At 72.9% G+C, this 18,998-nt stretch carries 19 protein-coding genes and 4 tRNA genes; 6 read left to right on the top strand and 17 right to left on the bottom strand.

What is annotated here, in order from left to right; translation table 11 throughout:
* From ABTY56_RS37585 to ABTY56_RS37575, 3 genes are all read right to left on the bottom strand, one after another.
* A partial coding sequence (locus tag ABTY56_RS37585; RefSeq protein ID WP_350634188.1) for a hypothetical protein occupies nucleotides 1-575 on the bottom strand: 575 nt, incomplete at its 3' end.
* Nucleotides 576-680: 105 nt separating this feature from the next.
* A complete protein-coding gene (recG, locus tag ABTY56_RS37580) occupies nucleotides 681-2,906 on the bottom strand; it encodes an ATP-dependent DNA helicase RecG (RefSeq protein ID WP_350634187.1) in 2,226 nt (741 codons plus the stop codon).
* A gap of 72 nt (nucleotides 2,907-2,978) precedes the next feature.
* A complete protein-coding gene (locus ABTY56_RS37575; protein ID WP_350634186.1) occupies nucleotides 2,979-4,661 on the bottom strand; it encodes a DAK2 domain-containing protein in 1,683 nt (560 codons plus the stop codon).
* 299 nt (nucleotides 4,662-4,960) lie between these two features.
* Between ABTY56_RS37575 and rpmB the strand changes: the two genes are divergently transcribed.
* Entirely contained in the window at nucleotides 4,961-5,146 is a 186-nt protein-coding gene (rpmB, locus tag ABTY56_RS37570; protein ID WP_014138233.1) for a 50S ribosomal protein L28, read from the top strand.
* A 154-nt stretch (nucleotides 5,147-5,300) separates the two neighbouring features.
* On the opposite strand, the gene thiD is transcribed toward rpmB, so the two are convergent.
* The 3 genes from thiD to ABTY56_RS37555 form a co-directional block, all read right to left on the bottom strand.
* Nucleotides 5,301-6,122, bottom strand: a complete 822-nt coding sequence (gene thiD / locus ABTY56_RS37565) for a bifunctional hydroxymethylpyrimidine kinase/phosphomethylpyrimidine kinase (protein WP_350634185.1) — start codon at nucleotides 6,120-6,122, stop codon at nucleotides 5,301-5,303.
* 23 nt (nucleotides 6,123-6,145) lie between these two features.
* Nucleotides 6,146-7,171 (bottom strand): ATP-dependent 6-phosphofructokinase, encoded by a 1,026-nt coding sequence (locus ABTY56_RS37560; RefSeq protein ID WP_350634184.1) that lies wholly within the window; start codon nucleotides 7,169-7,171, stop codon nucleotides 6,146-6,148.
* Between the two features lie 312 nt (nucleotides 7,172-7,483).
* On the bottom strand, nucleotides 7,484-8,449 hold the full coding sequence (locus ABTY56_RS37555) for a thiamine-phosphate kinase (protein ID WP_350634183.1): 966 nt from the start codon (nucleotides 8,447-8,449) through the stop codon (nucleotides 7,484-7,486).
* A gap of 225 nt (nucleotides 8,450-8,674) precedes the next feature.
* Between ABTY56_RS37555 and ABTY56_RS37550 the strand changes: the two genes are divergently transcribed.
* Both ABTY56_RS37550 and ABTY56_RS37545 read left to right on the top strand, forming a co-directional pair.
* Complete coding sequence (locus tag ABTY56_RS37550; protein WP_350524614.1) at nucleotides 8,675-8,908, top strand: Lrp/AsnC family transcriptional regulator; 234 nt, start codon at nucleotides 8,675-8,677, stop codon at nucleotides 8,906-8,908.
* Nucleotides 8,909-8,944: 36 nt separating this feature from the next.
* On the top strand, nucleotides 8,945-9,463 hold the full coding sequence (locus ABTY56_RS37545) for a DUF3515 domain-containing protein (RefSeq protein WP_350634182.1): 519 nt from the start codon (nucleotides 8,945-8,947) through the stop codon (nucleotides 9,461-9,463).
* A 68-nt stretch (nucleotides 9,464-9,531) separates the two neighbouring features.
* On the opposite strand, the gene ABTY56_RS37540 is transcribed toward ABTY56_RS37545, so the two are convergent.
* The 3 genes from ABTY56_RS37540 to ABTY56_RS37530 form a co-directional block, all read right to left on the bottom strand.
* Nucleotides 9,532-10,677 carry a D-alanine--D-alanine ligase family protein gene (locus tag ABTY56_RS37540; protein ID WP_350634181.1) on the bottom strand — a complete coding sequence of 382 codons (1,146 nt, stop codon included), beginning with the start codon at nucleotides 10,675-10,677 and terminating at the stop codon, nucleotides 9,532-9,534.
* A 73-nt stretch (nucleotides 10,678-10,750) separates the two neighbouring features.
* Complete coding sequence (locus ABTY56_RS37535; RefSeq protein ID WP_350634180.1) at nucleotides 10,751-11,755, bottom strand: NAD(P)H-dependent glycerol-3-phosphate dehydrogenase; 1,005 nt, start codon at nucleotides 11,753-11,755, stop codon at nucleotides 10,751-10,753.
* Nucleotides 11,752-12,582, bottom strand: coding sequence for a lysophospholipid acyltransferase family protein (locus ABTY56_RS37530; protein WP_350634179.1), 831 nt, complete (start codon nucleotides 12,580-12,582; stop codon nucleotides 11,752-11,754). The genes ABTY56_RS37535 and ABTY56_RS37530 overlap by 4 nt, the downstream gene beginning before the upstream one ends.
* Before the next feature lie 230 nt (nucleotides 12,583-12,812).
* Between ABTY56_RS37530 and cofC the strand changes: the two genes are divergently transcribed.
* Together cofC and ABTY56_RS37520 are read left to right on the top strand one after the other, a co-directional pair.
* Nucleotides 12,813-13,496, top strand: a complete 684-nt coding sequence (gene cofC, locus ABTY56_RS37525) for a 2-phospho-L-lactate guanylyltransferase (RefSeq protein WP_350634178.1) — start codon at nucleotides 12,813-12,815, stop codon at nucleotides 13,494-13,496.
* A 124-nt stretch (nucleotides 13,497-13,620) separates the two neighbouring features.
* On the top strand, nucleotides 13,621-13,842 hold the full coding sequence (locus ABTY56_RS37520) for a hypothetical protein (RefSeq protein ID WP_030257846.1): 222 nt from the start codon (nucleotides 13,621-13,623) through the stop codon (nucleotides 13,840-13,842).
* A 205-nt stretch (nucleotides 13,843-14,047) separates the two neighbouring features.
* Here ABTY56_RS37520 and ABTY56_RS37515 read toward each other — a convergent pair whose 3' ends face one another.
* The 4 genes from ABTY56_RS37515 to leuC form a co-directional block, all read right to left on the bottom strand.
* A complete protein-coding gene (locus ABTY56_RS37515; protein WP_350634177.1) occupies nucleotides 14,048-14,776 on the bottom strand; it encodes an HU family DNA-binding protein in 729 nt (242 codons plus the stop codon).
* Between the two features lie 133 nt (nucleotides 14,777-14,909).
* The gene (locus ABTY56_RS38975) at nucleotides 14,910-15,257 is read right to left on the bottom strand and encodes an SCO5555 family protein (RefSeq protein WP_502893272.1); all 348 of its coding nucleotides are present in this window, start codon (nucleotides 15,255-15,257) and stop codon (nucleotides 14,910-14,912) included.
* Nucleotides 15,258-15,439: 182 nt separating this feature from the next.
* The gene (leuD, locus tag ABTY56_RS37505) at nucleotides 15,440-16,036 is read right to left on the bottom strand and encodes a 3-isopropylmalate dehydratase small subunit (protein ID WP_350634176.1); all 597 of its coding nucleotides are present in this window, start codon (nucleotides 16,034-16,036) and stop codon (nucleotides 15,440-15,442) included.
* Between the two features lie 3 nt (nucleotides 16,037-16,039).
* Nucleotides 16,040-17,479 (bottom strand): 3-isopropylmalate dehydratase large subunit, encoded by a 1,440-nt coding sequence (leuC, locus tag ABTY56_RS37500; protein WP_350634175.1) that lies wholly within the window; start codon nucleotides 17,477-17,479, stop codon nucleotides 16,040-16,042.
* Between the two features lie 231 nt (nucleotides 17,480-17,710).
* Here leuC and ABTY56_RS37495 point away from each other — a divergent pair, with 231 nt between their 5' ends.
* Nucleotides 17,711-18,424: an IclR family transcriptional regulator gene (locus ABTY56_RS37495; RefSeq protein WP_030246527.1), complete on the top strand. Its 714-nt coding sequence runs from the start codon at nucleotides 17,711-17,713 to the stop codon at nucleotides 18,422-18,424.
* Nucleotides 18,425-18,601: 177 nt separating this feature from the next.
* On the opposite strand, the gene ABTY56_RS37490 is transcribed toward ABTY56_RS37495, so the two are convergent.
* From ABTY56_RS37490 to ABTY56_RS37475, 4 genes are all read right to left on the bottom strand, one after another.
* A tRNA-Gln gene (locus ABTY56_RS37490) sits at nucleotides 18,602-18,676 on the bottom strand.
* Between the two features lie 49 nt (nucleotides 18,677-18,725).
* Nucleotides 18,726-18,798: transfer RNA gene (locus ABTY56_RS37485), tRNA-Glu, on the bottom strand.
* A 26-nt stretch (nucleotides 18,799-18,824) separates the two neighbouring features.
* Nucleotides 18,825-18,897, bottom strand: a tRNA-Glu gene (locus ABTY56_RS37480).
* A 27-nt stretch (nucleotides 18,898-18,924) separates the two neighbouring features.
* A tRNA-Glu gene (locus tag ABTY56_RS37475) sits at nucleotides 18,925-18,997 on the bottom strand.
* Nucleotide 18,998 lies beyond the last annotated feature (1 nt).

The following is an 18,998-nucleotide window of genomic DNA, read 5'->3' as shown; positions in this document are numbered from 1 at the left end:
TCGCCGCTGCCGGGGCCCTGGAGGGGGGTGCCGTCGCCGGTGGCGATGAGGGTGCGCACGCCGGGCAGGGGGCGGCCGATGGGTACGAGCAGGGCCGGCGAGGCGTAGCGGGACCAGGACAGGCAGCCGTCGGGCGGGCAGAACTCGGGGCGGCGCGGGTCGTGCCCGAGCTCGCGCAGCTTGGTCCGGACGGAGTCGGGCGTGCGGCCGAAGCGGGCGGCGATCCGGGCGACGGTCTCGCCGTCGTGGAAGCGCCGGACCAGCTCCTCCTCGTGCTGCGGCACCCAGGGGGCGCCGTGGCCGGGGTACAGCTCGCGCAGCACGTCGCGGTCGGGGATGGGCTCGGAGACGTCGGCGACGATCGCCAGCGCCCGCAGCGCGCGGTTGAGCGCGATCCGCAGCGAGGCGACGTCCTCGACCGGCAGGCGGAGCTTGCCCGAGGCGAGCGGCGAGGCCGCCGCCCCCTCGCGCCAGCCGGTCAGGGTGAGGGTGACCTCGCGGTCGTCGTCGCTGGCGAGTTCGATCCGGAAGACCTTGTCGCCCAGCGGGAGCTCGTTGAGATGACGGAATGCCATGGCAGGACCCCCAAGTGTCGTGCCAGGTACGCACCTTGAGGGTGCGTCCTGAACACCTTCATTCTCTCCCGGGGGTCTGACAATCCGGCCCGTCCGAGGGCCCGCTCAGCCCTTCTCCATGTAGGCCGCGCGGTCCTCGTCGAGCAGGCTCTCCAGCGCGGTGCGCAGCTCCGGGTGGGCGGTCAGGTCCGGGTCCTCGGCGACCAGCCGGGTGGCCTCGGTCCGGGCGGTGAGGATGACCTCCTCGTCCTCCAGCACCGAGAGCACCTTGAGCGAGGACTTCACCCCGGACTGCGCCTGGCCCAGCACATCGCCCTCGCGGCGCTGTTCGAGGTCGATCCGGGACAGCTCGAAGCCGTCCAGGGTGCCCGCCACCGCGTCCAGCCGGGCGCGGGCGGCGCTGCCCCCGGGCATGTCGCTGACCAGCAGGCACAGGCCCGGCGCGCTGCCGCGGCCGACCCGGCCGCGCAGCTGGTGGAGCTGGGAGACGCCGAAGCGGTCCGCGTCCATGATGACCATCGCGGTGGAGTTGGGGACGTTGACGCCGACCTCGATGACCGTGGTGGCGACCAGGACGTCCACCTCGCCGGCCGCGAACCGGCGCATCACCTCGTCCTTGGCCTCCGGGGCGAGCCGGCCGTGCAGGATCTCCACCCGCAGACCGGCGAGCGGCCCCTCGACCAGCTTCTGCGCGGTCTCCACCACCGAGAGCGGGGGCCGCCGTTCGTCGCTCGCGGCGCCGACGTCGGCGACCTCCTCGAAGTCCTCCTCGGCGGGCTTCCGCTTCTTCTTCGCGCCCTTCGGATCGGCCGCGGGCTCCTCGTCCCCGATCCGGGGGCAGACCACGTACGCCTGGTGGCCCTTGCCGACCTCCTCGCGGACGCGCTCCCAGGCCCGGGTGAGGAAGTTGGGCTTCTCCAGCGCCGGGACGACGTGGGTGGAGATCGGCGAGCGGCCGGCCGGCAGCTGGTCCAGGACGGACGTCTCCAGATCCCCGAAGACCGTCATCGCGACGGTGCGCGGGATCGGGGTGGCGGTCATCACCAGCAGGTGCGGCGGCTGCTCGCCCTTGGCGCGCAGCGCGTCCCGCTGTTCGACGCCGAAGCGGTGCTGCTCGTCGACCACGACCAGACCGAGGTCCTGGAACTGGACCTTGTCCTCGATCAGCGCGTGGGTGCCGATGGCGATCCCGGCGTCCCCGCAGGCCATGTCGAGCAGGGCCTGGCGGCGGGCGGGCACGCCCATCGAGCCGGTCAGCAGCACCACCCGGGTGCCGAGGTCCGAGCCGCCGAGCATGCCGCCCTCGGCCAGGTCCCCCATCATCTCGACGATCGAGCGGTGGTGCTGCTGGGCGAGCACCTCGGTGGGTGCCAGCAGGACGGCCTGGCCGCCCGCGTCCACCACGGCGAGCATGGCGCGCAGCGCGACCAGGGTCTTGCCGGAGCCGACCTCGCCCTGGAGCAGCCGGTGCATCGGGTGGTCGGTCGCCAGGTCGGCGGCGATCTCGGCGGAGACCGTTTCCTGGCCCTCGGTGAGGGTGAACGGCAGCCGGGCGTCGAAGGCGTCCAGCAGGCCGCCCTCGCGGGCCTTGCGCGGCTTGGCGGGCAGCGCGGAGTCCGCGGCCCGGCGCCGGGCCAGGGCGACCTGGAGCACGAAGGCCTCGTCCCAGCGCAGCCGGCTCTGGGCGCGCTCGCGGTCGGCCTGGCCGAGCGGGCGGTGGATCAGCTCCAGCGCCTCGGGCAGCGGGATCAGCTCGTGCCGCTCGCGCAGCTCGGCGGGCAGCGGTTCGCCGACGTCGCCGAGGTGCTTGGTGAGCGCGGTCTCGATGCAGATCGACAGCTTCCAGCTGGGCATCTGCGCGCTGGCGCCGTACACCGGGATCAGCCGGCCGGCGAACTGCCGCGCCGCGTCCGACCCCGCGTCCTCGTCGAGGAGCTGGTAGTCGGGCGACACCAGTTGGCGGGTGCGGTTGAAGACGCCGACCTTGCCCGCGAACAGGCCCTGGGCGCCGGCCCTGAGCTCCTTCTGCCGCCAGCCCTGGTTGAAGAAGACCAGCGAGAGCCGGCTGCGGCCGTCGGTGACGACGACCTCCAGGCGGTCGCCCTTGCGGCCGCGGAACGGGATCAGGGTGACCTTCTCGATCCGGGCCAGCACGGTGACGTGCTCGTCGATCTCCAGCTCGTCGAGACTGGTGAGCTGGCCGCGCTCGACGTAGCGGCGCGGGTAGTGGTGCAGCAGGTCCCCGACCGTGCGCAGCTTGAGGCTGTCGGCGAGCACCTTCGCGGTGCGGTCGCCGACGAGTTTGGTCAGTGGTTCATCGAGAGCGCCCATCAGGGCCCTGTTTACACCACGGGACCGACGAACCGGGCCTCGTGCCGGCCGCCGCCGCGCCCGGACGGGCCGCTACTCCACGCCGATCAGCAGCGGTGCCGACTCCTGCCCGCCGTGGAAGACCACCGCGTCCACCTCGGGCCGCCGGTGCCGCACGTGCGCGACCAGCCGTTCGGCGAGCGCCTCGTCGGTGCCGTCGCCGAGGATCAGGGTGACGAGTTCGCCGCCCGCGCCGAGCATCCGGTCCAGCACGCTGGCGCCGACCTCCTCCAGCCCGGTGCCGATCACCGCGACGTCGCCGTCGATCAGCCCGAGCACGTCCCCGGCCTGGCAGACCCCGGCCATCGTCCAGGACTCCCCCTCGGCGACGGCGAGTTCGGCGTACCGGGTGGCCCCGGCGGCGGAGGTCATGGCGACCACGTCCTCGTCGAAGCGGCGGCCGCCCTCGTGCACCGCGAGCGCCGCCAGGCCCTGCACCGGCGAGCGGGTGGGCAGCACGGCGATCCGCACGCCCTCCTCGCGCAACTGGTCGGCCGCGGCGCCGGCGGCGGCGCGCAGTTCCGGGTCGTTGAGCAGCAGGACGACCTCGCGGGCGGCCGAGCGGCGCACCGCGGCGGCGAGTTCGGCGCTGGCCGGCGGCCGGTCCGGGTCGGCGTGCAGGACGACGGCTCCGGCCTGCTCGCACAGGTCGGCCAGGCCCTCGCCGGAGACCACCGAGAGCACCGCGCGGGCCCGCTCCTCGCGCTCGCCGCGCTCGGCGGTGGTGCCGGCCCGGGCGGCGGCCTCGGCGAAGTGCGTGATCCGGATCCGGTGCGGGCGCCCGGCCTCGACCCCGGCTTCCACGGCGGCGCCCGCGTCGTCCACGTGGACGTGCACGTTCCACAGGCCGTCGCCGCCGCCGACCACCAGGGAGTCGCCGAGCGCGCCGAGCCGCTCGCGCAGCGCGGGCAGCGCCTCGTCCGGGGCGTCCAGCAGGTAGATGACCTCGAAGGCGGGGTGGCCGGGGCCCACGAAGGGGGCATCGCGCAGCGATCCGGGCAAAGGGTGGTGGCGGGCGGCGGGTGGGCGCACCTGCGCCTCGCAGCTCTCCACGGCCCGGACGTCCCCGCGCAGCGCGACCGGCCCCATCGGCTGCTGCCCGGCGACGGCGTCGGCGAGCGCGCCGAGGACGGCCACCAGGCCCCGCCCGCCGGCGTCCACCACGCCGTTCTCGGCGAGCACGGCGAGCTGCTCCGGGGTGTGCCGCAGGGCGTCCCGGGCGGCCCGGTAGGCGGTGTCGGCGACCTGCGCGAGCCCGTCCCCGGCCCGGACGGCCTCCCGGGCGGCGACCCGGGCGACGGTCAGCAGGGTGCCCTCGACGGGCTCCGCGACGGCCTGGTAGGCGGAGTCGGCGGCCCGCTGCAGGGCGGCCCGCAGCTGCTCGGCGCCGCCGCCCTCGGCCAGCGTCTCGGCGGTGCCGCGCAGCCACTGGGCGAGGATCACGCCGGAGTTGCCGCGGGCGCCGACCAGCGCGCCGCGGGCCATCGCCCGGACCGCGTCGGCCAGTCCGGGGGCCGGGTCGGCGGTGGGGTCGGCGAAGCGGCTCTCCACCTCGGCGGCGGCGGACTCGACGGTCAGGTAGAGGTTGGTGCCGGTGTCGCCGTCCGGGACGGGATAGACGTTGAGCGCGTCGATCTCCTCACGGGCCTGGCCGAGCGCGCGCAGGGCGAGCTGGCACCAGCTGCGCACGGCCGGGGCGTCGAGCGTGTGCAGCACCAGGTCTCCTCCGGATGGGACGCCGCGACGGCCTGTGGGGCAGCAGCGCCTTCGAGGCGGCGGCGAGGGGTGATACCGGCAGGCTATCGGGGGGCGGGGAGGGCCGTCCGGACCGGCGACCCGAGCGATCACTCGGCCGGTCATGGTAGTTTCGTGGGACGGAAGCAAGCGTTGTATGCTCTTCCGGTTGCCTGGAACCGTCCAGGCTCACCCCCTTGTCCGGTCTGGTTCACGCGAGTGCTCCGGTGGGTGGGCGGGGTTTTCGAAAGTATCTGATCTGAAGTCTTGGAGTGACTCCTGTGGCTGCCAACTGCGACGTCTGCGGCAAGGGGCCGGGCTTCGGCAACAGCATCTCCCACTCTCACCGCCGTACCCCCCGTCGTTGGAACCCCAACATCCAGACGGTGCGCGCTGTGATTGGGCGGACGCCGAAGCGGCTCAACGTCTGCACCTCGTGCATCAAGGCCGGTAAGGTCTCGCGCTGACGCGCAGACCGGCATGCCGGTCCTCCAGTGAGCCGGTTCATCCTCGGATGGGCCGGCTTCGCTGTTTCCACGGCCGGCAACGCCGTTTTCCGGACTCACCACTGGTGGGCGGACTCCTCCGGGAGTCCGCCCACCAGTGGTGTGTCCGGGCTTCTCAGCGCCAGCGCCAGGCGTGGTCGACCGGCCCGATCCCGGCGCCCAGCGCGAAACCGCCGGCGATCGCACCGGTGATGTACTCCTTGGCCGAGCCCACCGCCTCCGGCAGCGGCTCGCCCTTGGCCAGGCCGGCCGCGATCGCGCTGGCCAGCGTGCAGCCGGTGCCGTGGGTGTGCCGGTTGTCGTAGCGCGGCGCCCGGTACCAGTGGACCTCCTGCGGCCCGCCGTACAGCAGGTCGGCAGCCTCGCCCTCCAGGTGGCCGCCCTTGACCAGCACCCAGCGCGGCCCGAGGTCGAGCAGCGCCTTGGCGGCGTCCAGCATCTGGCCCTCGTCCTCGACGGTCCGGCCGGTGAGCTGCGTCACCTCGTGCAGGTTGGGGGTGGCCAGCGTGGCGACCGGCAGCAGTTTCTCGCGGACGGTGCCGACGGCCTCGGCGGCCAGCAGCGCGTCCCCGTGCTTGGAGACGCCGACCGGGTCGACCACGACCGGGGCGTCCACCCCGGCCAGCAGCTCCGAGACGGTCTCGACCAGCTCGATCGAGGCGAGCATGCCGGTCTTCACGGCCTGCACCCCGATGTCGTCCACCACGCTGCGGAACTGCGCGCGGACGGCTTCGGCGGGCAGTTCCCAGTAGCCCTGGACGCCGAGCGAGTTCTGCGCGGTGACGGCGGTGATCACGCTCATGCCGTGCACGCCGAGGGCGAGCATCGCCTTGAGGTCGGCCTGGATGCCGGCCCCGCCGCCGGAGTCGGAGCCGGCGATCGTGAGCACGCGCGGGGGTGCGGCGGACGGGCCGGGGGTGTGAGGGGGGAGGACCATGACCCCAACCTACCTGCGCGGATTCAGAGCACGGCTTCGGATTCCACCCAGCGGTCCGCCGGCACCGTCTTGAGCCGGGTCACCGCGTCGCCGATCGGCAGCAGCTCGATCCCGGTCCGGCGCAGCGCGGTGAAGTGCCCGAACGCGCCCTGGTGGACGGCCTCCACCGCGTGCCAGCCGAAGCGGGTGGCAAGCACCCGGTCGTAGGCGGTCGGGGTGCCGCCGCGCTGGGTGTGGCCGAGGATGACCGGGCGGGCCTCCTTGCCGAGCAGGTTCTCCAGCTCGTGGGCGAGCCGGTTGCCGATCCCGCCGAAGGTCCGGTGGCCGTACTGGTCGACCTCGCCGTGGTCGAAGCGCATGGTGCCGGGCATCGGGGTGGCGCCCTCGGCGACGGCGATGATGGCGAACTTCTTGCCGCGGGCGAAGCGGTCCTCGACCATCCGCGCCACCGCCTCGATGTCGAAGGGCTTCTCGGGGATCAGGATGCCGTGCGCACCGCCGGCCATGCCCGCGGTGAGGGTGATCCAGCCGGTGTGCCGGCCCATCAACTCGACGACCATGACCCGCTGGTGGGACTCGGCGGTGGTCTTCAGCCGGTCGATCGCCTCGGTCGCGACGTGCACCGCGGTGTCGAAGCCGAAGGTGACGTCGGTGGCGTCGATGTCGTTGTCGATGGTCTTCGGCACCCCGACCACCGGCAGTCCGGCGTCGCTGAACAGCTTGGCGGCGGTCAGCGTGCCCTCGCCGCCGATCGCGATCAGCGCGTCGATGCCGATGTCCCGGGCCAGCACCTTCGCGTTCTCCACCGCCCAGGCGATCCGGTCGCGCCGCACCCGGGCCGAGCCCAGGATGGTGCCGCCGAGGGTGAGCAGCCCGGTGACGTCGTCGTGCGAGACCGTCCGGGTGCGGCTCTCGATCAGGCCGAGGAAGCCGTCCAGGATGCCGACGATCTCGTAGCCGTGGACGTCCGTGCCCCGGTGCACCACCGAGCGGATCACCGCGTTGAGTCCGGGGCAGTCGCCGCCGCTGGTCAGTACACCGATGCGCATGTCAGGTGTGCTCCCGCTCGCAGTGGTTCGGGCCACCCGCGCCGGACGGTGCGCCGGCGGGCGGGCTCGGACGCCGCAAGCCTACGCAAAACGCACCCCCGAATCCCGTCCGCCGCACGCCCGGAGCGTCGTCTGCCGCGGCGGCGTCCAGTGCCCATCGGCCGTACGCCGTACGCCGGTCGGCGAACCCGCCCCGGGCCGACGGGCGCGCCGGTGCCGAACGGCCGACCGCCGGTACCGGTGCCGGCGCCGGTGCGGTACGGCCGTCGGCGCCGGATCCCCAACGCCTGCGGGCGGGCGGGCCGGCCGCCCTCACTCGGCGAAGTGGTCCCAGCCGCCGACCCGGTCCCAGGGCGCGCCGTCCACCGTGACCCGGCCGCTGCGGCTCCCCGTCGGCCGGCCGGTCACCTCGCCCACCACCCGCCAGCGGGCCGGGAGTTGGACCCCGCGCGGGAAGGTCGCCACGATCGCGTGGTCCTCACCGCCGGAGAGCACCCAGACCAGCGGGTCCACCCCGACCGCCTGGCCGATGTCCGCCATCTGCGCCGGGACGTCGAAGTCCGCGGCCTTCAGGTCGATGTCCACCTCGCTGGCCCGGGCCACGTGGCCGAGGTCGGCGACCAGCCCGTCGCTCACGTCGATCATCGAGGTCGCGCCCAACTCGGCTGCCGCCGGGCCCGCGTGGTACGGCGGTTCGGGCCGCCGATGCGCCTCGACGAAGGCGCGCGGGGAGCGGAAGCCGCGCTGCAGCACGGTCAGCCCGGCGGCCGACCAGCCCAGCCAGCCGGTCACCGCGACCACGTCGCCGACCTGCGCCCCGGAGCGCGTCACCGCCGCACGCCCCTGCAGGTCGCCGAGCGCCGTGATGGCCAGCGTGACGGTGTCGCCGCGCACCACGTCACCGCCGACCACCGTCGCCCCGGCGACCTGGCACTCGTCGCGCAGCCCGTCCATCAGCTCGGTCGCCCACGTGGTCGGCAGGTCGGCGGGGGCGACCAGGCCGAGCAGTATCGCGGTCGGCACCGCCCCCATCGCGGCCACGTCGGCGAGGTTCTGGGCGGCCGCCTTGCGGCCCACGTCGTAGGCGGTGGACCAGTCCCGGCGGAAGTGCCGGTTCTCGATCAGGACGTCCGTGGTCGCCACCACCCGGCCGTCCGGAGCCCGCACCACCGCGGCGTCGTCACCCGGGCCGAGGTCGACCGCATCGGTGAGCGGTACCCGGGCGGTCAGCTCCCTGATGAGGCCGAACTCGCCGAGCTCGCCCACGGTCCCCTGCATCTGCCGTCCTCTCGCCTTTCATTCCGGATGGCGCTGCCATCCGTTCCGGTCCCCGTCGCGCTCCCCCGCGCGCAGCGTACGCCCTTCGGGGGTGCCGAAGTCTCCCCTCCCCGGCCCGCTGCGCGGTAGCGTGGTGATCAGACTGCCGTTGAGCCCGTTCCACCCCGATGCCTGACCGGGCGACCACGGCGGCGATCCCCGTAACCGGCCGCCGGGAGGTCCCTCGTGGTACAGGCATACATCCTGATCCAGACCGAAGTTGGAAAGGCCACCGCGGTGGCCGAGCTGATCTCCGAGATCCCCGGCGTGCTCACCGCCGAGGACGTCACCGGCCCCTACGACGTCATCGTCAAGGCCGAGGCCGAGACGGTGGACGAGCTGGGCCGCATGGTGGTGGCCCAGGTCCAGAAGGTCGAGGGCATCACCCGCACCCTGACCTGTCCGGTGGTCCACCTCTAGGACCGGCTCCCCGTAAGGCCCGGCTACCATCGGCGGGTGGCCAGAGAACTGCGCGTCCCGAAGGCGCTGACCGCCCTGCCGGCGCCGATCCGCTGGCTCGCCCTGCCCGTCGCGCTGACCTGCACGGTGGTCGTGCTGGTCGGCAGCTGGGGTCCGGCCGACCGGAAGATCGAGGTGCCGGACCCGACCGGCAAGGCGGCCGAGTACTGCAGGGCCCTGGCCGCCGCGCTGCCGCAGGAACTGCTCGGGCACGCCCGCAAGGACCCGTCGCCCGCGTCGCCGTACGTGGCCGTCTGGGGCAGCTCGCCCCGGACGGTCCTGCGCTGCGGCATCGACCGGCCGGAGGAGCTGAACGGGGAGCACGCCAAGGACTGGTCCCCGACCGTCGACGACGTCACCTGGTGGTCGCAGAAGCTCGATGACGGCGGCTACCGCTTCGTGACGACCATGCGCGCCGCCTACGTCGAGGTGACCGTCCCGTCCGGGGCCGCACAGAACCCCTTCGACCCGGCCGCCGCGCTGACCCCGGCGGTCAAGGCCGGCATCCCCGGCTGAGCCGGGCCGCACCGACGTGCGGAGGGCGGGCCGGGAGCTCCCGGCCCGCCCTCCGTCGTACGGGACCGCTAGCGCAGGCCGGTCGAGCGGCGCAGCGCCGTCTGCAGCAGCCGGTCGATCAGCTCCGGGTACGAGACCCCGCTGGCCTCCCACATCTTCGGGTAGGCCGAGATCGGGGTGAAGCCGGGCATGGTGTTGATCTCGTTGATCATCCAGGTGCCGTCCTCCAGCAGGAAGAAGTCCACCCGGGCCAGGCCCTCGCAGCCGAGCGCCTCGAAGGCCTCGACCGCCTGGCGCCGGATCTCGGCGAGCTCGTCGGCGGTGAGCTTCGCGGGGATCTGCACGTCGGAGGAGTCGATGTACTTGGCCTCGAAGTCGTAGAAGTCGAAGCCCTCGCCGACCAGGATCTCGCCGGCGACGCTGGCCCGCGGGCCGTCCTCGAACTCCAGCACGCCGCACTCGATCTCGCGGCCGGTCACGCCGGCCTCGATGATCAGCTTGGGGTCGTGCCGGCGGGCCTCCTCGATCGCGGCGTCGAGGTCGGCCAGGTCCTTGACCTTGGTGATGCCGATGCTGGAACCGGCCCGGCAGGGCTTCACGAACACCGGCAGGCCCAGCTCGGCCGCCCGCTCGCGCACCGCCGCGCGGCCCGCCTCGGTCTCCCACTCACGCGGACGCACGATGGTGTAGCGGCCGACGCCCAAGCCGTGCGAGGCCAGGATCCGCTTGGCGAACTCCTTGTCCATGCCGGCCGCGCTGGCCAGCACGCCGTTGCCGACGTAGGGGACGCCGGAGAGCTCCAGCAGGCCCTGCAGGGTGCCGTCCTCGCCCCAGGGGCCGTGCAGCAGCGGGAACACCACGTCGACCTCGCCGAGGGCCTTGGGGGCGCTCCCCGGCTCGCTGAGCAGCACCTCCCGGTTGCCCGGCGCGACCGGCAGCGCGACCTGCGCGTCGACGGACTCGGCGACGTGTGCCACGTCCGGCAGCTTGCCGTCGGTGATGGCCATCCGGGCCGGCTCGTCGCTGGTCAGCGCCCAGCGGCCCTCGTGCGTGATACCGATCGGCAGCACGTCGTACTTGTCGCGGTCGATCGCCCTGAGCACACTGCCCGCGGTGGAGACCGAGATGGCGTGCTCGGAGCTGCGCCCGCCGAAGACCAGTGCGACGCGCGGCTTCGGGGCGGACGGGTTCGGGGAGGACTGTTCGATGCTCATATCGGGTTTGAGACTACCGTGCGACGTGTTTCCGGGACGTCAACCGTCCCGGTGACCCTCGCCTCCCCGGCCGTCAGCGCCGCCGCTCCGCCTTCGCCGAGCGCGACATCAGCGTCTGCAGCGCCTCCTGGGTCGGCCGCCCGTTGTGCACGACGTCCACCACGGCCTCGACGATCGGCATGTCGACGCCGTTGCGCCGGGCCAGGTCCAGCACCGACTCGCAGGACTTGACGCCCTCGGCGGTCTGCCGGGTGGCCGCGATGGTCTCCGCGAGCGACATGCCCCGGCCCAGGTTCATGCCGAAGGTGTTGTTGCGGGACAGCGGCGAGGAGCAGGTGGCGACCAGGTCGCCCATCCCGGCGAGTCCGGCGAAGGTGTGCGGGTCGGCGCCCAGCACCTCGCCGAGCCGGGTGGTCTCGGCCAGCCCGCGGGTGATCAGCGTCGCCTTGGTGTTGTCGCCGAGCCCCATGCCGGCCGCCATGCCGACCGCCAGGCCGATCACGTTCTTGACCGCGCCGCCGAGTTCGCAGCCCACCACGTCGGTGTTGGTGTACGGCCGGAAGTACGGCGTGTGGCAGGCCGCCTGGAGCCGCTTGGCGACGGCCTCGTCGGTGCAGGCGACGACACTCGCCGCGGGCTGCCGGTTGGCGATCTCCTTGGCCAGGTTGGGCCCGCTGACCACCGCGACGCGCTCCGGGCCGACCTTGGTGACCTCGTCGATCACCTCGCTCATCCGCTTGGCGGTGCCGAGTTCGATGCCCTTCATCAGGCTGACCAGCACGGTCTGCGGCTCGATCAGCGGCGTCCAGGCGGCCAGGTTGTCGCGCAGCGTCTGCGAGGGCACCACCAGCACCGCGAAGTCGGCGCCGGCCAGCGCCTCGGCGGCGTCGGTGGTGGCCCGCACGGTGTCGGGCAGCCGGACGCCCGGCAGGTAGTCCGGGTTCTCGTGCGTGGAGTTGACGGCGTCCACCAGCTCCTGGCGGCGGGCCCACAGCACGACCTCGCAGCCGGCGTCGGCGAGCACCATCGCGAACGCGGTGCCCCAGGAGCCGGTCCCCATCACGGCGCAGCGGGTCACTTGCCTGCCTCCTCGGTGCCCTTGCCGCGCTCGCCCTTGGCACGGCGGCGCTCGGCCAGCGCCGTGGCGGCGCGCTCGCGGGCGGCCTTGCGCATGTCGTAGCGCTCGGCCGGCGGCTGCTCGCCGCGGACCTCGGCCAGCACGGCGGTGATCGCCGTCATGATGTCCTCGGTCGCGTCCGCGAGCACCTGCGCGGTGAGCTCCTGCCCCTGGTACTTGCTCAGGTCCACCGCCGGACCGGCGGCGACGGTCACCTTGTGGCGCGGGAAGAGGTTGAACTTGCCCTTCCCGTACCCGGCCCGGCCGTACGGCGGGATGATCTCGTGCGCGCCCCAGTGGGCGACCGGGATGACCGGCGCGCCGGTCATCAGCGCGACCCGGGCGACACCGCTCTTGCCGGTCATCGGCCACAGGTCCGGGTCCCGGGTGAGCGTTCCCTCCGGGTAGAACTGCACGCACTGGCCGCCGTCGACGGCGTCGATCGCGGCCCGGAAGGCCTGCGCCGCGTCGGTCGACTCGCGGAACACCGGAATCTGGCCGGTCTTGCGCAGCATGAATCCGATGAAAGGAATGGAGAACAGCGAGGACTTGCCGAGAATTCGCGGCGGGCGGCCACTGTTGTACTGCCAGTGCGCGTAGATCACCGGGTCGATGATCGAATTGTGGTTCACCGCGGCGATGAAGCCGCCTTCCTTCGGAATGTGCTCCCAGCCGCGCCAGTCGGGCTTCACCAGGGCGGTCGTCACCGGCTTCACCAGCACGGCCGCGAAGCGGTACCAGATGCCGTAGTCGGCGTTGCCGAACTTGGCGTACGAGCGGCGGGCCACCCCAGCTCCTTCTCATCCGATGCGGCACGTGGAGTGCCGCGGTCATGGCCTCCCGGTGCCGCGCACCGGTGCCGGCGGTGCCCGGGCCACGGGCGCCGAACAGTGTCGCCCGCCCGCTCGCCGGCTGTCGAGCGGCCGCGCCAACCCGCCGGGCGGGCGTGATCAAACGCACGTCCGCACAGTTCGGACGGCCTGGCGAGGGCTCCGGGACCGGCGACACAATGACGCCGATGACCCAGGACACCGTACGCCCCAGCAGGCCCGTCGCGCCCGCCGCACCCACCGCCGGCTGGTCGCTGGTGCTCCCGCTCAAGCCGCTCGCGCAGGCGAAGAGCAGACTCGCCCCCTACGCCGGGCCGCACCGGGCCGACCTGGCGATGTCCTTCGCGCTCGACACCGTCACCGCCGCGTTGGCCACCCCGGGCGTCGCCCGCGTCCTGGTGGTCACCCGCGACGCGGCGGCCGGTGCCCGGCTGGCCGCGCTGGGCGCGCTGGTGGTCGCCGACGAGCCCGGTGGCGGCCTCAACCGGGCGCTGGCGCACGGCGCGTCGACCGCCCTGGCCCTCGCCCCGGCGGCCCCGCTGGCCGCCCTCTCGGCAGACCTCCCGGCCCTGCGTCCGGCCGAACTGGCCCGGGTGCTGGGCGCGGTGCCGCCGGACGGCCGGGCCTTCCTGCCGGACTCCCCCGGCCTCGGCACCACCCTGCTCGCCTGCGCCCCCGGCCGTCCGCTCTCCCCCGCCTTCGGGGACGGCTCGCGGGCCCGGCACGCGGCCGGCGGGGCGCTCGAACTGCGCCTCGCGGACGTGGAGTCGGTGCGCCGGGACGTCGACACCGGTGCGGACCTCGGCGAGGCCGCAGCGCTCGGCCTCGGCCCGCACACCAGCACGCTGCTCGCCCGCCTGAGCCCGCCCTGAGCCCGCCCCCGGCCCGCTCCGACGCCGCCCCGGACCGCGGACCGGCCCCGCTCCGACGCCGCCGCCGGTCCTGGCCCCGGTCCTGGCCCCGGGGGTGCCCCGACCCGCTCGCTATGCTGCTGACATGCAGGCCACCGCGTTCACCTTCGACCCCGCCACCCGGGCCGGCTCCGTGCTGCTCGACGACGGGACCCCGGTGCCGTTCGACGCGGCCGCCTTCGACGCCGGCGGCCTGCGGCTGCTGCGGCCCGGCCAGCGGGTGCGGATCCGCACCGAGGGCACCGGCGAGGCCCGCCGGGTGGTCTTCGTGACGCTCCAGACCTTCCCCGACCCCGCCGAGGGCTGACGCCCACGGGGCGCCCGCCCACCGGGCTCCTGCGACCACCGACCGTCCGCTCCCGCGGCCACGACCGCCCGGTCCCGCCGCACGCCGTCGAATCCTGACTGAGCGCCCGGAAATCGGAAGAGCCGCGGCTCCCGGTCCCCGCGAATTCACGGGAGGGGTGCCGCGGCTCTTGGCCGAAGGCCGTCCGAGGACGGTCGCGCGGGACTTACTTGGCGGTGGTCTTGCGCGCGGTGGTCTTGCGGGTGGCGGTCTTCTTCGCCGGAGCCGTCTTCTTGGCCGTGGCGGTCGCCTTCTTGGCGGTGGCCGTGGTCTTCTTGGCGGCAGCCGTGGTGGTCGCCTTCTTCGCGGCGGCCGTCTTCTTGGTCGCGGCCGCCGTGGTCTTCTTGGCGGCGGTGGTCTTCGCGACGGCGGTCTTCGCCGCGGCCTTCTTGGCGGTGGCCGCCTTCTTCGCGGTGGTGGCCGTGGTCTTCTTGGCGGCAGCCGTGGTGACCGTCTTCTTGGCAGCGGCCTTCTTGGTGGCCGGAGCGGCGGCGGCAGCGGTGGCGGCACGCTTGGTGGCGGCGCGCTTGGCGGCCGGGGTGGCGGCGACGCCGCTCTTGCCCGGGGTGAGGGAGCCCTTGGGGGCCTTCTTCACCGAGGGGCCCTCCTTCGGCAGCTTCTTGCTGCCGCTGACCAGGTCCTTGAAGCCCTGGCCCGGGCGGAAGCGCGGCACCGAGGTCTTCTTGACCTTGACCCGCTCGCCGGTCTGCGGGTTGCGGGCGAAGCGCGCGGAGCGCTCCACCTTCTCGAAGGTGCCGAAACCGGTGACCGAAACCCGGTCACCGGCCACGACGGCACGGACCATGGTGTCGAGCACTGCGTCGACGGCCTCTGCGGCAGCCTTGCGACCGCCCAGCTGCTCGGCCACCGCTTCGACAAGCTGAGCCTTGTTCACGTCTTCCCCTTCGGAAACGAGCGCCGGATGATTCCATCCGTTCTTTTCGCACGTTAGGTATGTATCTGCGGACTTTCAATTACCAAACGCGCGAATCACCCTAGTGTCGCAATGGATTTGCGCGTCGGCGACCTCAGCCGAGCGGCGGGCGCCCCTCGTCGAGGTCATGTACAAAGCGACTCAACCGCCTTGCCGCCTCCGGAAGATCGCGCTTGGCGGTCTCGGTGACGATGAGGAGTTGACGGGTGAGAGCGGTCTTTGCATCGGCAGACACGTTCAGCGCATGCACGCGGGCGTGAGCTTGCTTCAACCGCTCGGCCACGAGCGCGTAGAGCGCTGCGACTTCCTGGTCGTCCGGCCCCTCAGCTGGCGCGGAGGTGACGTCCGGCCGATCGTCAATTCGGCGTTCGGATGGCCGGCCCACGGAGTCCTCAGCCGCGGGTTCGCCGCCCGCGTACGGAGGTTCATGGTGCCGGTGCATGTACTGATTGTGCCATCTACCCGCAGTTGTACTTGCGCGGGGCCCTCTCCCGCAAAGCCAAATGGGCAATCCGGGGCGGACCGCGGCGCTAACTCGTGCTCCGGAACGACGGATGGCCCGGCCCCCCCGAGGGGGGCGCGGGCCATGCGGTGGATCGTCAGAATGCTTGTTCTGAAGGGAACTCAGGCGACCGGCAGAGTACGGGGCTTGAAGGCCGGCCGGGTCGCCTCGAAGGCCGCGATGTCGGCCTCGTTCTGCAGCGTGATGCTGATGTCGTCCAGGCCGTTGAGCAGCCGCCACCGGACGTTGTCGTCCAGTTCGAAGGCCGCGGTGACGCCCTCGGCCCGCACTTCACGCGCCTCCAGGTCGACCGTGATCTCGGCCGAAGGGTCACTCTCGGTGAGCACCCAGAGCCGTTCCACGGTCTCCTGCGGCAGGACCACCGTCAGCAGGCCGTTCTTCAGGGAGTTGCCCCGGAAGATGTCGGCGAAGCGGGACGAGATGACCGCGTGGAAGCCGTAGTTCTGCAGCGCCCAGACCGCGTGCTCGCGGGAGGAGCCGGTGCCGAACTCGGGGCCGGCCACCAGCACCGTGGCACCCTGCCGCTCGGGCCGGTTGAGGATGAACGACTCGTCCTTGCGCCAGGCCTCGAACAGCCCGTCCTCGAAACCGGATCGGGTGACCTTCTTGAGCCAGTGGGCCGGGATGATCTGGTCGGTGTCCACGTTGCTGCGGCGCAGCGGGACGGCCCGGCCGGTGTGGGTGGTGAACTTCTCCATGGCTCAGGCCTCCACGGCAACGTCGTTGTCCGCCGGGTGGGCGGCGTTCAGGTCTGCGGGCGAGGCGAGGCGGCCCAGGATGGCGGTCGCGGCGGCGACCTGCGGGGAGACCAGGTGGGTGCGGCCGCCCTTGCCCTGCCGTCCCTCGAAGTTGCGGTTCGAGGTGGAGGCGCAGCGCTCGCCCGGGGCCAGCTGGTCGGGGTTCATGCCCAGGCACATCGAGCAGCCCGCGTGGCGCCACTCGGCACCGGCCGCGGTGAACACCTTGTCCAGGCCCTCCTCGACGGCCTGCAGGGCGACCCGGACGGACCCGGGGACCACCAGCATCCGTACGCCGTCGGCGATCCGGCGGCCCTCCACCAGCGCGGCGGCGGCCCGCAGGTCCTCGATCCGGCCGTTGGTGCAGGAGCCGACGAAGACGGCGTCCACCGTGACCTCGCGCAGCGGGGTGCCGGCCTTCAGCCCCATGTACGCCAGGGCGTTCTCGGCGGCCAGGCGCTCCTGCGGGTCGGCGAAGGAGGCCGGGTCCGGCACCTCGGAGCCCAGCGGGGCGCCCTGACCGGGGTTGGTGCCCCAGGTGACGAACGGGCTCAGCTCGCTCGCGTCGATGAAGATCTCGTGGTCGAAGACCGCGTCCTCGTCGGTGCCCAGGGTCTCCCAGTACGCGACGGCGGCGTCCCAGTCCTCGCCCTGCGGGGCGTGCGGGCGGCCCTTGAGGTACTCGAAGGTGGTCTCGTCCGGGGCGATCATGCCGGCCCGGGCGCCGGCCTCGATCGACATGTTGCAGATGGTCATCCGGGCCTCCATGGACAGGCTCCGGATCGCCGAACCGCGGTACTCCAGGACGTAGCCCTGGCCGCCGCCGGTGCCGATCTTCGTGATGACGGCCAGGATCAGGTCCTTGGCGGTGACGCCCTCGGGCAGTTCGCCCTCGACGGTGATCGCCATGGTCCGGAACGGGGCCAGCGGCAGGGTCTGGGTGGCCAGCACGTGCTCGACCTGGCTGGTGCCGATGCCGAACGCCAGTGCGCCGAAGGCGCCGTGGGTGGAGGTGTGGGAGTCGCCGCAGACCACGGTCATACCGGGCTGGGTCAGGCCGAGCTGCGGGCCGACGACGTGCACGACGCCCTGCTCGACGTCGCCGAGCGAGTGGATCCGGACGCCGAACTCGGCGGCGTTCCGGCGCAGGGTCTCCAGCTGCACCCTGGACACCGGGTCGGCGATCGGCTTGTCGATGTCCAGCGTGGGGGTGTTGTGGTCCTCGGTGGCGATCGTCAGCTCGGTGCGGCGGACCGGACGGCCGGCCAGTCGCAGTCCGTCGAAGGCCTGCGGGCTGGTGACCTCGTGGAGCAGGTGCAGGTCGATGAACAGGAGGTCGGGCTCGCCCTCCGCGCGCCGCACGACGTGGTCGTCCCAGACCTTCTCTGCGAGTGTCCGTCCCATCGGATTCCCTCCAGCCGGCCGCGTTGCCGGCCTTCTCGTGTCGTCGAGGTCAAAGCTGCGCCGCCCTGCACGGGGGCGCTACGCGCGACCTGCACGCCGGATCGCTGTCCACGATGCGGACACTCGGACGAGGCCCCATCCTGGATGTCTCCCGGGCTGCTGCATCCAGAGTGGCGCTTTTCCGGAAAGATTGAACTTGCGTCTCGCGGAATGAGACTGCAGTCTTAGGGCATGGACAACACTAGCGGCGTCGGCGTTCTCGACAAGGCCGCTCTGGTGCTGAGCGCACTGGAGTCGGGCCCCGCCACGTTGGCGGGGCTGGTCGCCGCCACCGGTCTGGCGCGCCCCACGGCCCACAGACTCGCCGTCGCACTCGAACACCACCGTCTGGTCACCAGAGACATGCAGGGACGTTTCATCCTCGGTCCCCGCCTGTCCGAACTCTCCGCCGCGGCGGGCGAGGACCGGCTGCTCGCCACCGCGGGCCCGGTCCTGACCCACCTGCGCGACGTCACCGGCGAGAGCGCACAGCTCTACCGCCGCCAGGGCGAGATGCGGATCTGCGTAGCCGCTGCCGAGCGGCTCTCCGGCCTGCGGGACACCGTCCCGGTCGGCAGCACCCTGCCGATGAAGGCCGGCTCGGCGGCCCAGGTCCTGCTCGCCTGGGAGGAGCCGGAGCGGCTCCACCGCGGCCTGCAGGGCGCCCGCTTCACCGCCACCGCGCTCAGCGGCGTCCGGCGGCGCGGCTGGGCCCAGTCGATCGGCGAGCGCGAGCCGGGCGTCGCGTCCGTCTCCGCGCCCGTCCGCGGCCCCTCCAACCGGGTGGTGGCCGCCGTGTCCGTTTCCGGCCCGATCGAGCGCCTGACCCGCCACCCGGGCCGGCTGCACGCCCAGGCCATCATCGAGGCCGCGAACCGGCTCACCGAGGCGCTGCGCCGGAGCTGACCGAGGCGCTCCCCCGCCGATCCCTTCCCCACCCCCTTCCTCCACCCCATCCCCCACCCACCGCCCTCTCCCCCACCGAAAGACGAAAGGGCCCCGCTCGGAGTCGAGCGGGGCCCTTCGAAGCATTTCCCGGTGCACAAACAAAAAGACCCCGGAGAACCGGGGTCTTCCATTTTCTGGCTGGGGTACCAGGACTCGAACCTAGACTAAATGAACCAGAATCACTCGTGCTGCCAATTACACCATACCCCAACACAAAGCAAGGGCCGATGGGCGAGCCCATCGGCTTCCTGCTCTGAAGTACCCCCGACCGGATTCGAACCGGCGCTACTGCCGTGAGAGGGCAGCGTGCTAGGCCGCTACACAACGGGGGCTTCCTGGCGATCCCTTGCGGGATCAGTACCCCCGACCGGATTCGAACCGGCGCTACTGCCGTGAGAGGGCAGCGTGCTAGGCCGCTACACAACGGGGGCTTTCCAGGCGATCCCTTGCGGGATCAGTACCCCCGACCGGATTCGAACCGGCGCTACTGCCGTGAGAGGGCAGCGTGCTAGGCCGCTACACAACGGGGGCT

This window comes from Kitasatospora sp. NPDC097691 (assembly GCF_040302665.1).
GTDB lineage: Bacteria > Actinomycetota > Actinomycetes > Streptomycetales > Streptomycetaceae > Kitasatospora.
Note: the sequence above shows the minus strand (reverse complement) of the source record. Positions and strands in the feature narration are given on the sequence as shown.

Excerpts from the sequence above, each read along its gene's own strand:
- leuD (WP_350634176.1), bottom strand. The coding sequence starts at position 16,036 with ATGGAGAAGTTCACCACCCACACCGGCCGGGCCGTCCCGCTGCGCCGC.
- ABTY56_RS37520 (WP_030257846.1), top strand. The coding sequence starts at position 13,621 with ATGCAGGCCACCGCGTTCACCTTCGACCCCGCCACCCGGGCCGGCTCC.
- leuC (WP_350634175.1), bottom strand. The coding sequence starts at position 17,479 with ATGGGACGGACACTCGCAGAGAAGGTCTGGGACGACCACGTCGTGCGG.
- ABTY56_RS37560 (WP_350634184.1), bottom strand. The coding sequence starts at position 7,171 with ATGCGCATCGGTGTACTGACCAGCGGCGGCGACTGCCCCGGACTCAAC.
- cofC (WP_350634178.1), top strand. The coding sequence starts at position 12,813 with ATGACCCAGGACACCGTACGCCCCAGCAGGCCCGTCGCGCCCGCCGCA.
- ABTY56_RS37555 (WP_350634183.1), bottom strand. The coding sequence starts at position 8,449 with ATGCAGGGGACCGTGGGCGAGCTCGGCGAGTTCGGCCTCATCAGGGAG.
- ABTY56_RS37540 (WP_350634181.1), bottom strand. The coding sequence starts at position 10,677 with ATGAGCATCGAACAGTCCTCCCCGAACCCGTCCGCCCCGAAGCCGCGC.
- recG (WP_350634187.1), bottom strand. The coding sequence starts at position 2,906 with ATGGGCGCTCTCGATGAACCACTGACCAAACTCGTCGGCGACCGCACC.
- ABTY56_RS37495 (WP_030246527.1), top strand. The coding sequence starts at position 17,711 with ATGGACAACACTAGCGGCGTCGGCGTTCTCGACAAGGCCGCTCTGGTG.
- thiD (WP_350634185.1), bottom strand. The coding sequence starts at position 6,122 with ATGGTCCTCCCCCCTCACACCCCCGGCCCGTCCGCCGCACCCCCGCGC.
- ABTY56_RS38975 (WP_502893272.1), bottom strand. The coding sequence starts at position 15,257 with ATGCACCGGCACCATGAACCTCCGTACGCGGGCGGCGAACCCGCGGCT.